The sequence below is a fragment of the Shewanella sp. SNU WT4 genome (assembly GCF_006494715.1).
Classification (GTDB): Bacteria; Pseudomonadota; Gammaproteobacteria; order Enterobacterales; family Shewanellaceae; genus Shewanella.
This window is the reverse complement of sequence record NZ_CP041151.1, coordinates 751,740-767,516: the sequence shown is the minus strand read 5'-3', so window position 1 is coordinate 767,516 and position 15,777 is coordinate 751,740. Positions and strand designations below refer to the sequence as shown.

At 48.8% G+C, this 15,777-nt stretch carries 7 protein-coding genes and 3 rRNA genes; 1 reads left to right on the top strand and 9 read right to left on the bottom strand.

Translation table 11 applies throughout. From position 1 onward, the window contains the following. Positions 1-37 precede the first annotated feature (37 nt). Positions 38-1,519 carry an IS66 family transposase gene (locus FJQ87_RS03445; RefSeq protein ID WP_140929968.1) on the top strand — a complete coding sequence of 494 codons (1,482 nt, stop codon included), beginning with the start codon at positions 38-40 and terminating at the stop codon, positions 1,517-1,519. Positions 1,520-1,647: 128 nt separating this feature from the next. Here FJQ87_RS03445 and rrf read toward each other — a convergent pair. The 9 genes from rrf to ilvC all read right to left on the bottom strand — a co-directional run bounded on the left by rrf (position 1,648) and on the right by ilvC (position 15,671). Beyond that, positions 1,648-1,763 (bottom strand): 5S ribosomal RNA (rrf, locus tag FJQ87_RS03440). Positions 1,764-1,865: 102 nt separating this feature from the next. Further along, positions 1,866-4,758: ribosomal RNA gene (locus tag FJQ87_RS03435) — 23S ribosomal RNA — on the bottom strand. Between the two features lie 299 nt (positions 4,759-5,057). After that, a 16S ribosomal RNA gene (locus FJQ87_RS03430) occupies positions 5,058-6,603 on the bottom strand. The 16S, 23S and 5S rRNA genes sit together here, the layout of an rRNA operon. Positions 6,604-7,260: 657 nt before the next feature. Beyond that, positions 7,261-8,403, bottom strand: coding sequence for an alanine--glyoxylate aminotransferase family protein (locus FJQ87_RS03425; protein ID WP_140930601.1), 1,143 nt, complete (start codon positions 8,401-8,403; stop codon positions 7,261-7,263). An 81-nt stretch (positions 8,404-8,484) separates the two neighbouring features. Then, on the bottom strand, positions 8,485-10,044 hold the full coding sequence (gene ilvA, locus FJQ87_RS03420) for a threonine ammonia-lyase, biosynthetic (protein WP_140930599.1): 1,560 nt from the start codon (positions 10,042-10,044) through the stop codon (positions 8,485-8,487). Positions 10,045-10,046: 2 nt separating this feature from the next. Next, positions 10,047-11,903 (bottom strand): dihydroxy-acid dehydratase, encoded by a 1,857-nt coding sequence (gene ilvD, locus FJQ87_RS03415; protein ID WP_140930597.1) that lies wholly within the window; start codon positions 11,901-11,903, stop codon positions 10,047-10,049. Positions 11,904-11,912: 9 nt separating this feature from the next. After that, positions 11,913-12,161, bottom strand: a complete 249-nt coding sequence (gene ilvM, locus FJQ87_RS03410; RefSeq protein WP_140930595.1) for an acetolactate synthase 2 small subunit — start codon at positions 12,159-12,161, stop codon at positions 11,913-11,915. Beyond that, positions 12,158-13,843 (bottom strand): acetolactate synthase 2 catalytic subunit, encoded by a 1,686-nt coding sequence (gene ilvG, locus FJQ87_RS03405; protein WP_140930593.1) that lies wholly within the window; start codon positions 13,841-13,843, stop codon positions 12,158-12,160. Before ilvG ends, ilvM begins: the two co-directional genes overlap by 4 nt. A gap of 349 nt (positions 13,844-14,192) precedes the next feature. Beyond that, on the bottom strand, positions 14,193-15,671 hold the full coding sequence (ilvC, locus tag FJQ87_RS03400) for a ketol-acid reductoisomerase (protein WP_140930591.1): 1,479 nt from the start codon (positions 15,669-15,671) through the stop codon (positions 14,193-14,195). Positions 15,672-15,777: the final 106 nt, after the last annotated feature.

Genomic DNA, 15,777 nt, shown 5'->3' with positions numbered 1-15,777 from the left:
ACTACAAAGCCTTTCGATATGCCTTAACATAGGCGTCATGAAAAATGAACTCGCCCTTACACAGCGCATTGCTGAACTTGAAAAACTGTTAGCGCAGAAGGATGCACTCATCGCAGCCTTGGAAGAGCGCTGGCGCTTGGCTCAACAAAAACAATTCGGCAAAAGTGCTGAAGGCTTTGTTGGGCAAGGCGAGTTATTCAATGAAGTGGAAGAGATTGTTGAAGCCATTGAGGCCGAGCAACAAACCATTAGCTATACCCGCAAAAAGCCTGTGCGTAAGCCACTGCCAAAAGACTTACCTCGCGAGCAAGTTATCCATGATATCACCGATAAGACCTGTGATTGCTGTGGCGGTGAGTTACATAAAATGGGCGAGGATAAATCAGAAAAGCTTGAGTTTATTCCAGCCAAAATCAAAGTGATTGAGCACATTAGGCCTAAATACGCTTGCCGCCACTGTGATAAATCCTCGACTCAAACGCCGATTAAACAAGCCTCAATGCCAGCGATGCCAATCAATAAAGGCATTGCTACAAGCAGTTTACTCAGTCAGCTTATCACCAGTAAATATCAATACGGGTTACCGCTTTATCGCCAGGAAGCGATGTTTAAGCAATATGGCATTGAGCTCAGTCGCCAGACAATGAGCAGCTGGATAGACAAATCAGCCACCCTCTTCGCACCATTAGTTGAACGGCTTAAAACAGAGTTGTTAAAACAGCCCACGTTGTTTGCGGATGAAACGCCATTAAAAGTGGTGAAATCCGATAAAGTAAACAGCTACATGTGGGTCTATTGCTCAGGTCGAGATTCACCAGCCCCGAATAATCCTATCCCTAATATTGTGCTTTACGACTTCCATAACAGTCGGGCTGCCGCCTGCGTGGTCAATTATCTTGATGGATATCAAGGCTATTTGCACGTAGATGGATATCAAGCTTATGAAAAAACACAGGCAACCCTAGTGGGATGCTGGGCACACGCTCGTCGTAAATTTATCGAGGCAAAAAAGCTGCAAGGCAAAAATAAAACCGGCAAAGCGGATATGGTATTAAGCCTTATCCAAAAACTGTACGGTGTAGAGTCACGCATCAACGATAAAAGTCCTGATGAAAAGTACATTGCCAGACAAGAGGCTAGCCTGCCTATCCTAGGCAAGCTAAAAGCATGGCTTGAGCAAAACCAGCCCAATTTAGTGGGTAATACCAAACTGATGGAGGCAGCTAATTACCTGGCTAATCAATGGCACAAACTCATTCGTTATGTTGATGATGGCAGGCTGAGTATTGATAACAATCGTGCAGAGCGAGCCGTAAAACCGTTTGTGATTGGCCGAAAAAATTGGTTATTCAGTCAGACAGCTAATGGGGCCCATGCCAGTGCCACGCTTTACAGTATTGTCGAAACGGCAAAGGTCAATGGCTTAGTACCATTTGATTACATCATGGCTTGTCTTAATGAACTGTGCCAACCAGCACCGGATATCGACAGCCTGTTACCATGGAACTTTAAAAGATAGGTGTAGTTGCCCAGACGCTTACCGGATTGGTATCAGACGTTATGAGTGTAAGCTAATCAAAAATCTAAACGAAAAAAGCCCGTTGCGTGAGCAACGGGCTTTATCGACTCTCTTGCGAGAAATTAGGCGCCTGGAGATGACCTACTCTCGCATGGGGAAACCCCACACTACCATCGGCGCGACTGCGTTTCACTTCTGAGTTCGGAATGGGATCAGGTGGTGCCACAGTGCTATGGTCTCCAGACAAATTTGGAAATTCGGAAAGCTAATTATTGAGTACTCAATCTTCAATCAAGTATTTTTCGATTCTTTATCAGGCTTGTTCAGTAAAACCCATCTGGGTTGTATGGTTAAGCCTCTCGGGTCATTAGTACAAGTTAGCTCAACGCCTCACAACGCTTACACACCTTGCCTATCAACGTCCTAGTCTCGGACGGCCCTTCAGAGGACTTATAGTCCTAGGGATGACTCATCTTGGGGCTCGCTTCCCGCTTAGATGCTTTCAGCGGTTATCGATTCCGAACGTAGCTACCGGGCAATGCCATTGGCATGACAACCCGAACACCAGCGGTTCGTCCACTCCGGTCCTCTCGTACTAGGAGCAGCTCCCCTCAATCATCCAACGCCCACGGCAGATAGGGACCGAACTGTCTCACGACGTTCTGAACCCAGCTCGCGTACCACTTTAAATGGCGAACAGCCATACCCTTGGGACCGACTTCAGCCCCAGGATGTGATGAGCCGACATCGAGGTGCCAAACACCGCCGTCGATATGAACTCTTGGGCGGTATCAGCCTGTTATCCCCGGAGTACCTTTTATCCGTTGAGCGATGGCCCTTCCATTCAGAACCACCGGATCACTATGACCTACTTTCGTACCTGCTCGACGTGTCTGTCTCGCAGTTAAGCTGGCTTATGCCATTGCACTAACCGTACGATGTCCGACCGTACTTAGCCAACCTTCGTGCTCCTCCGTTACTCTTTGGGAGGAGACCGCCCCAGTCAAACTACCCACCAGGCACTGTCCCTAATCCCGATAAGGGACCTAGGTTAGAACATCAAAACTACAAGGGTGGTATTTCAAGGACGACTCCACACAAACTAGCGTTCATGCTTCAAAGTCTCCCACCTATCCTACACATGTAGGTTCAATGTTCAGTGCCAAGCTATAGTAAAGGTTCACGGGGTCTTTCCGTCTAGCCGCGGGTATACGGCATCTTCACCGCAATTTCAACTTCACTGAGTCTCGGCTGGAGACAGCGTGGCCATCATTACGCCATTCGTGCAGGTCGGAACTTACCCGACAAGGAATTTCGCTACCTTAGGACCGTTATAGTTACGGCCGCCGTTTACCGGGGCTTCGATCATGAGCTTCTCCGAAGATAACCCAATCAATTAACCTTCCGGCACCGGGCAGGCGTCACACCGTATACTTCATCTTGCGATTTTGCACAGTGCTGTGTTTTTGATAAACAGTTGCAGCCACCTGGTATCTGCGACTCCCGCTAGCTTAGAGAGCAAGTCTCATCACCGGCAGGAGCGTACCTTCTCCCGAAGTTACGGTACCATTTTGCCTAGTTCCTTCAGCCGAGTTCTCTCAAGCGCCTTGGTATTCTCTACCCGACCACCTGTGTCGGTTTGGGGTACGATTCCTGCTAACCTGAAGCTTAGAAGATTTTCCTGGAAGCATGGCATCAACTACTTCAGTCCCTTAGGACCTCGTCATCAGCTCTCAGCGTAAGTATTCCCGGATTTGCCTAAGAATACCGCCTACCACCTTAAACGCGGACTACCAACGCCGCGCTAGCCTAGCCTTCTCCGTCTCTCCATCGCAGTTAGCACAAGTACGGGAATATTAACCCGTTTCCCATCGACTACGCCTTTCGGCCTCGCCTTAGGGGTCGACTCACCCTGCCCCGATTAACGTTGGACAGGAACCCTTGGTCTTCCGGCGAGGGGGTTTTTCACCCCCTTTATCGTTACTCATGTCAGCATTCGCACTTCTGATACCTCCAGCGTGGGTTACCCCTTCACCTTCAACGGCTTACAGAACGCTCCTCTACCGCGCATCTCTAATGAAATGCACCCGTAGCTTCGGTGACTAGCTTAGCCCCGTTACATCTTCCGCGCAGGCCGACTCGACTAGTGAGCTATTACGCTTTCTTTAAATGATGGCTGCTTCTAAGCCAACATCCTAGCTGTCTAAGCCTTCCCACATCGTTTCCCACTTAGCTAGTACTTTGGGACCTTAGCTGACGGTCTGGGTTGTTTCCCTTTTGACAACGGACGTTAGCACCCGCTGTCTGTCTCCCGCATAGTACTCATTGGTATTCGGAGTTTGCAAAGGGTTGGTAAGTCGGGATGACCCCCTAGCCTTAACAGTGCTCTACCCCCAATGGTATTCGTGCGAGGCGCTACCTAAATAGCTTTCGAGGAGAACCAGATATCTCCCGGTTTGATTGGCCTTTCACCCCCAGCCACAAGTCATCCGCTAATTTTTCAACATTAGTCGGTTCGGTCCTCCAGTTGATGTTACTCAACCTTCAACCTGCCCATGGCTAGATCACCGGGTTTCGGGTCTACACCTAGCAACTAAACGCGCAGTTAACACTCGGTTTCCCTACGGCTCCGCTATTCGCTTAACCTCGCTACTAAATGTAAGTCGCTGACCCATTATACAAAAGGTACGCAGTCACGGTCTCAAGAACCGCTCCCACTGCTTGTACGTATACGGTTTCAGGTTCTATTTCACTCCCCTCACAGGGGTTCTTTTCGCCTTTCCCTCACGGTACTGGTTCACTATCGGTCAGTCAGGAGTATTTAGCCTTGGAGGATGGTCCCCCCATGTTCAGACAACATATCACGTGTGCCGCCTTACTCGTTTTCATCTAAGGTTAGTTTTCATGTACGGGACTATCACCCTGTACCGTTGGACTTTCCAGACCATTCCACTAACACCCCCTAGACTTAAGGGCTAATCCCCGTTCGCTCGCCGCTACTTAGGGAATCTCGGTTGATTTCTTTTCCTCTGGGTACTTAGATGTTTCAGTTCCCCAGGTTCGCCTCATACAGCTATGTATTCACTGTATGATGACCACTTATGTGGCCGGGTTTCCCCATTCGGACATCGTTAGCTCAAATGCTTGTTACTAGCTCGCCAACGCTTTTCGCAAGTTACTACGTCCTTCATCGCCTCTGACTGCCAAGGCATCCACCGTATACGCTTAGTCACTTAACCATACAACCCAAATGAGTTTCACTTGAGCGTATTGCAACTAGCTGGTTTTACTGTCTCTTGCTTTCGCAAAAGAACGCCTTGATTTACTTCATTTCTGAAGTTAAAGAATATCCAAAACACTTGATTAAAGTATTTTGAGAACTCAATTTTGTATCACCTAATGCTCGCGCACTAAGTTCTACTATCAGCTTTCCAAATTTTTAAAGAACGACATCCCTTCAAAGGAAGGTAATGTTTTGCTCGTCAACAAGACAAGGCAATCTGTGTGAACACTCAACAGTAATTCTAAATCGCATAGGTAAGGAGGTGATCCAGCCCCAGGTTCCCCTAGGGCTACCTTGTTACGACTTCACCCCAGTCATGAACCACACCGTGGCAAACGCCCTCCCCGAAGGGTTAAGCTATCTACTTCTGGTGCAGCCCACTCCCATGGTGTGACGGGCGGTGTGTACAAGGCCCGGGAACGTATTCACCGTGGCATTCTGATCCACGATTACTAGCGATTCCGACTTCATGGAGTCGAGTTGCAGACTCCAATCCGGACTACGATCGGCTTTGTGAGATTAGCTCCACCTCGCGGCTTTGCAACCCTCTGTACCGACCATTGTAGCACGTGTGTAGCCCTACTCGTAAGGGCCATGATGACTTGACGTCGTCCCCACCTTCCTCCGGTTTATCACCGGCAGTCTCCCTAGAGTTCCCACCATTACGTGCTGGCAAATAAGGATAAGGGTTGCGCTCGTTGCGGGACTTAACCCAACATTTCACAACACGAGCTGACGACAGCCATGCAGCACCTGTCTCAGAGTTCCCGAAGGCACTAAGCTATCTCTAGCGAATTCTCTGGATGTCAAGAGTAGGTAAGGTTCTTCGCGTTGCATCGAATTAAACCACATGCTCCACCGCTTGTGCGGGCCCCCGTCAATTCATTTGAGTTTTAACCTTGCGGCCGTACTCCCCAGGCGGTCTACTTAATGCGTTAGCTTGAGAGCCCAGTGTTCAAGACACCAAACTCCGAGTAGACATCGTTTACGGCGTGGACTACCAGGGTATCTAATCCTGTTTGCTCCCCACGCTTTCGTGCATGAGCGTCAGTCTTTGTCCAGGGGGCCGCCTTCGCCACCGGTATTCCTTCAGATCTCTACGCATTTCACCGCTACACCTGAAATTCTACCCCCTCTACAAGACTCTAGTTTGCCAGTTCAAAATGCAATTCCCAGGTTGAGCCCGGGGCTTTCACATCTCGCTTAACAAACCGCCTGCGCACGCTTTACGCCCAGTAATTCCGATTAACGCTCGGACCCTCCGTATTACCGCGGCTGCTGGCACGGAGTTAGCCGGTCCTTCTTCTGTAGGTAACGTCACAGCTAACGGGTATTAACCGTCAACCTTTCCTCCCTACTGAAAGTGCTTTACAACCCGAAGGCCTTCTTCACACACGCGGCATGGCTGCATCAGGGTTTCCCCCATTGTGCAATATTCCCCACTGCTGCCTCCCGTAGGAGTCTGGGCCGTATCTCAGTCCCAGTGTGGCTGATCATCCTCTCAGAACAGCTAGGGATCGTCGCCTAGGTGAGCCTTTACCTCACCTACTAGCTAATCCCACCTGGGCTTATCCATCAGCGCAAGGACCCGAAGGCTCCCCTGCTTTCCCCCGTAGGGCGTATGCGGTATTAGCAGTCGTTTCCAACTGTTATCCCCCACCAATGGGCAAATTCCCAGGCATTACTCACCCGTCCGCCGCTCGCCGGCAAAGTAACAAGTTACTTCCCGCTGCCGCTCGACTTGCATGTGTTAGGCCTGCCGCCAGCGTTCAATCTGAGCCATGATCAAACTCTTCAATTAAAGTTTTGTTCGGACCCGAAAGTCCTGCTCAATGAATTCTGTCGATTCGATGATAAATCATCAAATTTGCATGTTATGCGGACATCGTTCGTTGAAGTCTCTTGCGAGACGTGTTAAATCGTTGTCGATTTATCAACTACTGTGAATGTCCACACAGATTTGCTTGTCTTCTACTTGTTAAAGAACGTTGCCGCGATGGGCTGGGGATGCGTATTTTACGCATAAACCTGAGTGGGTCAAGCCCTTATTTCAGGCTTGGATTCAAGCGGTCAAACTTTCGCCTAACACCCTTAATCACTCATGGTTAACTTACTTCGCAAGTTCCATCCTGACTCAGCATCGTTGCCTTACAGCGCCGTTGTCCGTGTCAGTGAGGCGCATTATAGGGGGTTAAACCGATAGCGCAAGCGCTTTTCATCATAAAGTGTCATTATTTATTTACACTCAACTTACAACCATGAAGCACACAAATTACCCCCAGAGTTATCCACAAAGCCTAGATTTTCATGGCAAAACCCTAGCTAATAAGAAGCAGTTAAACGCCATAAAAAAGGTAAATGCCAGTCACTCGCCCAGCATTTACCCAGAATATGGTGTAAATCTGCCAACCTTTATAGTATCGGCACACTTAATTGACTGACATGCGCTTAAGCCTTGCTAATTTCTTTGCTCATTTAATACGTCTTCCAGCGCCTTGAGGCACAAGGCGACATTCTCGGCGCGCGCGCCGTAGCCCATAAGGCCAATACGCCACGCTTTACCCGCCAATTCACCAAGGCCTGCGCCGATTTCTAAGTTATAACGCTCAAGTAAGACTTTACGAACCTGCGCATCATTCACGCCATCTGGGATATAAACAGTATTGAGTTGCGGTAAACGGCAGTTTTCGGCAACAACAAAGCTGAGCCCAAGTTGCTGCAAGCCAACTTTTAGTTGTTGATGCATCACTATATGGCGTTGCCAAGCTTGCTCCAACCCTGCATCAGCTAATAAACGCAGTGACTCATGTAATGCATAGAGAGCATTGACAGGCGCAGTGTGATGATAACTACGTTTGCCTTCACCGCTCCAGTAGCCCATCACTAGGCTCTGATCGAGAAACCAACTTTGCACTGGGGTTTGCCTTGAGGTTAATTTGGCAACGGCAGCAACTGAAAAGGACACTGGCGATAAACCAGGAACACAAGATAAGCATTTTTGTGAGCCGGAATAAATAGCATCTATGCCCCATTCATCCACTAATAGTTCACTGCCACCTAATGAGGTGACGGCATCAACGATAGTGAGGCAGCCGTGCGACTTTGCCAGTGCACATAACGCTTTGGCATCTGACAATGCCCCCGTTGATGTTTCAGCATGAACAAAAGCGACAAACTTGGCATCAGGATGCGCCTTCAATGCGGCGGCTACATCATCAACATTAACGGGTTCACCCCAAGTGTTATCAACCAGTATGACTTGACCACCAATGCGCTCGACATTTTGGCGCATGCGATCGCCAAAAACGCCATTGCGACAAACGATGACTTTATCGCCGCGCTCCACCAAGTTAACAAAGCATGCTTCCATGCCAGCACTACCCGGCGCTGAAATCGCTACCGTCATTTCATTACGGGTTTGGAATGCGTATTGAATGAGGGATTTTAATTCATCCATCATGCCCACAAACAAGGGATCTAAATGCCCAACCGTTGGCCGCGACTGCGCCGCAAGCACTTGAGGATAAATATCAGAAGGCCCTGGCCCCATTAATATTCTTCTTGGCGGCATAAAGGCCGCAACTTTTGGTGCAACTATCATTAGAACTCCTTGTTTATTATCCATACCGGCTCAATGAGGCTAAGTTACCATAGGTATCAGCCGCAGCATCGCCTCGATAAGCTATTTGTTACTAACGTCACTGTCGACATGCTGCAAAAACAATTGATAGGCAGGGCTGCCAGTCTGTTCTTGGTAGATAAAGCCAAGCTCATCTAAAAAGCGCTGAAAGGCTAACTCGTCAGTACTCGGTACTTCAAACCCCGCCAGCACTTGGCCATAAGCGGCGCCATGATTGCGATAATGAAACAAACTAATGTTCCATTGGCTTTGCAGCGTGGTCAGAAACTTTAATAGTGCGCCAGGATGCTCTGGAAATTCAAAACTTAATAAGCGCTCAGTTAATGCTTGTGGTGGGCGCCCTCCCACCATATAGCGGATATGTAATTTGGCGGTTTCATCTTGCGATAAATCTTGCACGCCAAACCCCGCTTGCTTTAATGAACCAATAAGCTCGGCTAACTCATTAAGACTTGTAATGCGCACACCGGCAAACACCACAGCTTGTTGGCGATTGTTGAAGCGATAGTTACATTCAGTAATGGCGCGCGGCGATAACAACTGGCAAAAGCGCAAGAAGCTGCCGGGCTGCTCAGGAACGATAACCGCTAACACCGCCTCTTTATGTTCACCGAGCTCACAGCGCTCAGAGACATAACGCAAGCTATGAAAATTGACATTAGCGCCGCTTAAGATAGCGCCCGCTTTATTAAATTTATTGCCAGCATGCTTTTTAAGCCCAGCTAACGCTAAAGCGCCAGCGGGCTCGGCAATCGCGCGGGTATCTTCAAAGATATCTTTTACCGCCGCGCAGATTTCATCTGAGCTTACGGTAATGACTTCATCCACATACTCTTTGGCCAAGCGAAACGGTTCATCACCAATGCGCTTAACCGCGACGCCATCAGCAAATAACCCCACTTGCTCTAACGTAACGGGATGCCCAGCAAGCATAGCCGCCTGCAAACAGGCGGCATCTTCAGGTTCAACCCCTATAATCTTCACTTCAGGCATCACAGCTTTATAGTAAGCGGCCATGCCGGCAATTAAGCCGCCGCCGCCCACAGGAATATAAATAGCTTGTAAGTCAGATTGCTGCTGCAGCATTTCTTGCGCTACTGTGCCTTGCCCTGCAATAACCGCTTCATCATCAAAGGGGGCGACATACACCCGCCCTTGCTCTTGCGCTAATTGCTTGGCATAAGTATTGGCTTGATCAAAACCATCACCATATAGCAGCACTTCTCCGCCGCGGCGTTTTACGGCATCTATCTTGATAGCGGGCGTAGTGGTTGGCATCACAATCACAGCGCTTATGCCTAAACTGGTCGCCGATAGAGCGACCCCTTGAGCATGATTACCGGCGGATGCACAAATCACCCCGCGTTGGCGCTCTTCTTGCGATAAGCGGGCAATGCGATTGTAAGCGCCGCGAATTTTGAAGGAATGCACAGGTTGCAAATCTTCACGCTTTAAATAAACCTGACAGCCAAGGCGCGATGATAACTTTGGCAAGCTAGATAGTGGCGTCACCTTAGCAACGTCATAGACTTTAGAACGTAAAATCTGCTGCAGATAATAGTTAGCTAAAGTCAGCTGTGATTCTCGCGCTAACGCTAACATAGTTACCCCTCCAACTGACTACGATCGCGCACCGCACCTTTATCGGCGCTAGTGGCTAACAAGGCGTAGGCTTTTAATGCCCAAGAAACACTGCGTTGTCGATTGTTAGGCTTCCACGCCTGTGCGCCTTTAGCCAGCATAGCCATGCGCCGCGCCGCTAATTCAGTAGGGCTTACCATTAATTCCATGCGGCGAGTGGGAATATCTATCTCAATAATATCGCCAGTGTGCACTAAAGCTATCACGCCACCAGCAGCAGCCTCTGGTGACACATGACCAATGGACAGTCCAGAAGTACCACCAGAAAAACGGCCATCAGTAATCAAGGCGCAGGCTTTACCTAAGCCGCGGGATTTTAAATAACTGGTGGGATAAAGCATTTCTTGCATGCCAGGGCCACCTTTAGGGCCTTCGTAGCGAATAACGACTACGTCACCTGCGATTACTTCTCCGCCTAAAATCGCAGCGACCGCATCATCTTGGCTTTCATATACCCGCGCAGGCCCGACAAAACGTAAGTTATCGGCATCAACGCCTGCGGTTTTCACTATGCTGCCATCAGCGGCTAAATTACCCGTCAACACAGCTAAGCCGCCTTCAAGGCTAAAGGCATGGTCAAGACTGCGGATACAACCTTCTTGTCTGTCAGTATCTAAACTTGGCCAGCGGCATGATTGACTAAATGCTTTAGTGGTAGGAATACCGGCAGGGCCTGCACTAAACATGTGCTTGACGTTGTCATCACGCGTTTGCATCACATCATATTGACCCAGTAAATCCGCTAAGGTGCCGTTATCTAGCGCCACATGGCCAACATCGGTATGGAGTAAATTCGCTCGCTGCAACTCACCTAAAATCGCCATTACGCCACCAGCGCGGTGCACATCTTCCATATGATATTTAGGGGTAGAAGGCGCGACCTTACATAAATGCGGCACTTGGCGCGATAGTCTATCGATATCGGCCATAGTGAAGTTAATATCCGCCTCATAGGCGGCGGCCAATAGATGCAATACCGTATTGGACGAGCCGCCCATGGCGATATCTAAGGTCATGGCATTTTCAAAGGCGTTAAAATTGGCAATGTTGCGCGGTAAAACCGATTCATCATCTTGCTGATAATAGCGTTTAGCAAGGGCCATCACTCGCCGCCCCGCTTCTAAAAACAGTTCACGGCGATCACTGTGGGTGGCCAGTAATGAGCCGTTACCAGGTAGCGACAAACCTAAGGCTTCAGTAAGACAATTCATTGAATTAGCAGTAAACATGCCCGAGCATGAACCGCAGGTTGGGCAAGCGCTGCGCTCTATCTGAGCGCTATCACTATCAGACACGCGGCTATCGGCCCCCGCCACCATGGCATCAACCAAATCAAGCTTAATAATTTTATCTGAAAGCTTAGTTTTGCCCGCTTCCATCGGCCCGCCCGAAACAAACACCACAGGGATATTTAACCTCAGCGCGGCCATTAACATGCCAGGGGTTATCTTGTCGCAATTAGAGATACACACTAAGGCATCAGCGCAGTGGGCATTGACCATATACTCTAAGCTATCGGCAATTAACTCTCGAGATGGCAAACTATAGAGCATGCCGCCATGGCCCATAGCTATGCCATCATCAACGGCGATACTATTAAACTCTTTAGCTATGCCGCCAGCCTCTTCAATGGCGCTAGCCACTAACGCGCCCATGTCTTTCAAGTGCACATGGCCTGGCACAAATTGGGTAAATGAATTCGCTATCGCAATTATGGGTTTACCAAAGTCTTCATCTTTTACGCCAGTGGCTCGCCATAATGCCCGCGCCCCAGCCATATTGCGCCCTTCCGTTGTGGTTGCTGATCGTAATTTTGCCATACTATGTCCTTATCCTCTGGCTTGCTGCGCCAATGCTGTGATCACCTGACATTCAGTGACATCTAATAATTTAGTTAACTGCCGGGTCAATAATTCAATTGCGCGTTCAGCTTCTACATGTATTTCAAGGGTATTAAGTCCGCCATGACAACTCATGGCCATAGCCGTTAAGGTAAAGCCGCGGTGGCGCACTACCCGTAATACTCGCTCTACGACTTCTGGGCGATTACGAGTCACTAAATTGATGTGATGGATCATAGTGCTTCCCCTTTAACAGCGTGTGATTGATCTAACATTTGATGATTCGCAGCCCCAGGCGGCACTAAAGGCCACACATTAAATGCTGAATCGATTTTGACATGGAGTAAAAATGGCCCTGCATGAGCGAGCATTTGCCCAAGGCCTTGCTCCACTTCATCGGCGCGGCTAATGCAGCGGCCAGCGATATTAAAGACGGCGGCGAGCGCCACAAAATCAGGATTATCCGAAAGGTCGGTTTCAGATAAGCGGCCATTAAAGAACAATTCTTGCCACTGCTTCACCATGCCAAGCTTACTGTTATCTATGACGACTATCTTGACCCCAAGCTGATAGCGATTAATGGTGGCAAGCTCTTGAATATTCATCATGATGGAGCCATCACCACACACAGCCACTACGGTCGCTTTTGGCCTTGCAAACTGCGCGCCTATGGCGGCTGGTAAACCAAAGCCCATAGTGCCTAAGCCGGCGCTGGATAAATGATCTTCAGGGCGGCGAAACCACATATGCTGCGCGACCCACATTTGATGCTGACCAACATCGCAGCTAACCACATTGTTGTCAGGCAATTGATTCGCTAAGGTGCGCAGTAACTTAGGCGCATAAATTAGCTCACCAGGATGGTTATAATCCCATTGATATTGCTGATTTAGCTCAGTCACTCGCGTTAACCAAGCATCAATAGATAACGTGCAACTTAATTGATTAAGGGCAAGGGTGAGATCGCCACAAAAAGAGAACTCAGACTGGCGTAACTTACCGCATTCGGCGGGATCAATATCCAGATGAATCACTTTAGCCAGCGGCGCAAATTGCGCTAATTTACCCGTCACGCGATCATCAAATCGCGCGCCGACCACCAGCAGTAAATCGCATTCTTGCACAGCCAGATTGGCAGCTTTTAAACCGTGCATGCCGAGCATGCCCAAATAATGCGGATTACGGGCATCAATGCAGCCAAGCCCCTTAAGGGTGGCCACCGATGGCATGCCCGTTTGCTGAAGAAATTGTTGCAGCGCGCCAACCGCGCCAGCCATACCTACACCGCCGCCCGCATAAACTATGGGGCGCAGTGATGATTGCAATAACTGCTTTGCAGATGCGAGCTCATTAGGGTTAAGAGTTGGCAGCTCTTCAACCGCCATTAAGGGAGCGCGATATTTAAGGGCGGCTAATTGAATGTCTTTAGGAATGTCCACCAGCACTGGGCCAGGGCGACCACTGGCGGCAAGCTCAAAGGCTTGATAAAGCGCAGGCAAAAGTTCATCGACATGGCGCACCATGACACTGTGTTTAGTGCACGCAAGGGATAAACCTAATACATCCACTTCTTGAAAAGCATCAGTTCCTATCAGGCTTTGTGGCACTTGGCCTGTGATAGCGACCAGTGGCACAGAATCTAACAAGGCATCGGCTAGTACAGTCACTAGATTGGTAGCTCCAGGGCCAGAAGTTGCAAAGCACACCCCAGTTTTGCCACTTGCTCTGGCATAACCGAGCGCCGCAAATGCCGCCCCTTGTTCGTGTCGCCCTAAGATATGCTCAAGCTCGCTGCCATGTAAGGCATCATAAATGGGCATGATAGCACCGCCTGGGTAACCAAATACTTGGGTTACGCCATGGGCGATTAGCGCTCGTATCACCGCTTGCGCGCCATTGATTTCGTGCTCATGTTCCATTGGTTTACCTCTGCCTGATAAAACAAAACCCCCCGGTCCTGTGGGAGCGGGGGGTTGACGTTACTGCTTTCAGTGTGGTCACTGCACCTTCGGCCGCCCCCGGGGTGAGATAATAATCACTATGCTAATAATCACAGACAGGAGCACAGCTAAGCCGCCAACAAGGCTGAGCTTATTTGCTGATAGCAACTGCATGATTTGGGCTTGATTAGTCATTTAACACTGAATTCCTATCTGTGGTGCTAATACTTAGTATTTACATCTATCTATACATGTTTAGCACAATTAACTTTCAAGCCCAACTGAAATTTCCTCAAGTAAGCCTGCTATCTAAAGCAATGTTACATTCTCAATTTACATTAATGCGCTTCATCGCTTTCATATAACCGCGCAGCTTAGCGCCCACTTGCTCTACCTGAGTTGAGCGAATCGCTTGATTAACAGCAATAAGTTCTTGGTTGTCGACTTGATTATCATCAAACTTAAGGCCAGCACCTAAATACTGAGGTGACATGGTCATCACATAATCACGCAGTAACGGCACCGCGGCGTGATTAAATAAATAACAGCCATATTCAGCGGTATCAGAAATCACCACGTTCATTTCGTATAAACGTTTACGGGCTATGGTGTTGGCAATCAAAGGCGTTTCGTGCAGCGACTCATAATAGGCAGATTCTTCAATAATGCCGGCGGCCACCATAGTATCGAAGGCCAACTCAACCCCAGCTTTGATCATAGCCACTAAGAAGATGCCTTTATCAAAATAGGCTTGCTCTTCGAGCACTTCACTACTTTGTGGCGCCTGTTCAAAACCTGTGTCATTTGTTTGAGCGCGCCAGTGCAGCAAATTAGCATCATCATTGGCCCAATCAGTCATCATAGTACTTGAGAACTGACCACTGATAATGTCATCCATATGCTTTTCAAATAAGGGTTTAAGCTGCTGTTTTAATTCCTCGGCCATTTTGAAAGCTGCTAGTTTGGCAGGATTAGACAGCCTATCCATCATATGAGTGATGCCGCCATGCTTGAGCGCTTCTGTAATGGTTTCTAAACCTTGTTGGATAAGTTTGGCGGCATAACCTGGCTCTAAGCCATCGGCCACCATTTTGTCATAACCTAGAATCGCACTGGTCTGCAGCATGCCGCACAGGATAGTTTGCTCGCCCATCAGGTCAGACTTTACTTCGGCAATAAAGGATGAATGCAAGACGCCAGCGCGATCGCCGCCGGTAGCACTGGCATAAGCCTTAGCAACCTCAAATCCTTGGCCTTTAGGATCATTGTCAGGATGCACAGCAATCAGTGTTGGCACTCCAAAGCCGCGCTTGTATTCTTCGCGCACCTCAGTGCCTGGACACTTAGGCGCCACCATGATCACTGTAATATCTGGGCGCACTTGCATGCCTTCTTCCACAATATTAAAGCCATGGGAATAAGATAAGGTGGCGCCTTGCTTCATTAGCGGCATAACCGCATTGACGACGGCACTATGTTGCTTATCTGGGGTCAGGTTTAAGACTAAATCCGCCTCTGGGATCAGCGCTTCAAAGCTGCCAACCTTAAAGCCATTAGCGGTCGCCCGCTTAAAGGAATCACGCTGCTCATCAATGGCCTGTTGGCGCAAGGCGTAAGAAATATTTAAGCCTGAATCACGCATATTAAGGCCTTGATTTAACCCCTGTGCGCCACAACCCAAAATAACAATATTCCAATCGCGAATAGCTGCGCAGCCATTGCTAAATTCGCTTGCTTGCATGAATCGACACTGACCTAACTGAGCCAATTGCTCTCGTAAACTCAACGAGTTGAAATAATTTGTCATTACTAATCCCTGCCACTGAATATTGAAAATGAATGCTCTGAATTCACTATATCGCCTATCTTTCATTGCTTAAAATGATATATTCGCTACACAGCATTGCATAATT

Bases quoted from the DNA above. Each gene is read 5' to 3' on its own strand.
- FJQ87_RS03445 (WP_140929968.1), top strand. From the start codon at position 38: ATGAAAAATGAACTCGCCCTTACACAGCGCATTGCTGAACTTGAAAAA.
- FJQ87_RS03425 (WP_140930601.1), bottom strand. From the start codon at position 8,403: ATGATAGTTGCACCAAAAGTTGCGGCCTTTATGCCGCCAAGAAGAATA.
- ilvA (WP_140930599.1), bottom strand. From the start codon at position 10,044: ATGTTAGCGTTAGCGCGAGAATCACAGCTGACTTTAGCTAACTATTAT.
- ilvD (WP_140930597.1), bottom strand. From the start codon at position 11,903: ATGGCAAAATTACGATCAGCAACCACAACGGAAGGGCGCAATATGGCT.
- ilvM (WP_140930595.1), bottom strand. From the start codon at position 12,161: ATGATCCATCACATCAATTTAGTGACTCGTAATCGCCCAGAAGTCGTA.
- ilvG (WP_140930593.1), bottom strand. From the start codon at position 13,843: ATGGAACATGAGCACGAAATCAATGGCGCGCAAGCGGTGATACGAGCG.
- ilvC (WP_140930591.1), bottom strand. From the start codon at position 15,671: ATGACAAATTATTTCAACTCGTTGAGTTTACGAGAGCAATTGGCTCAG.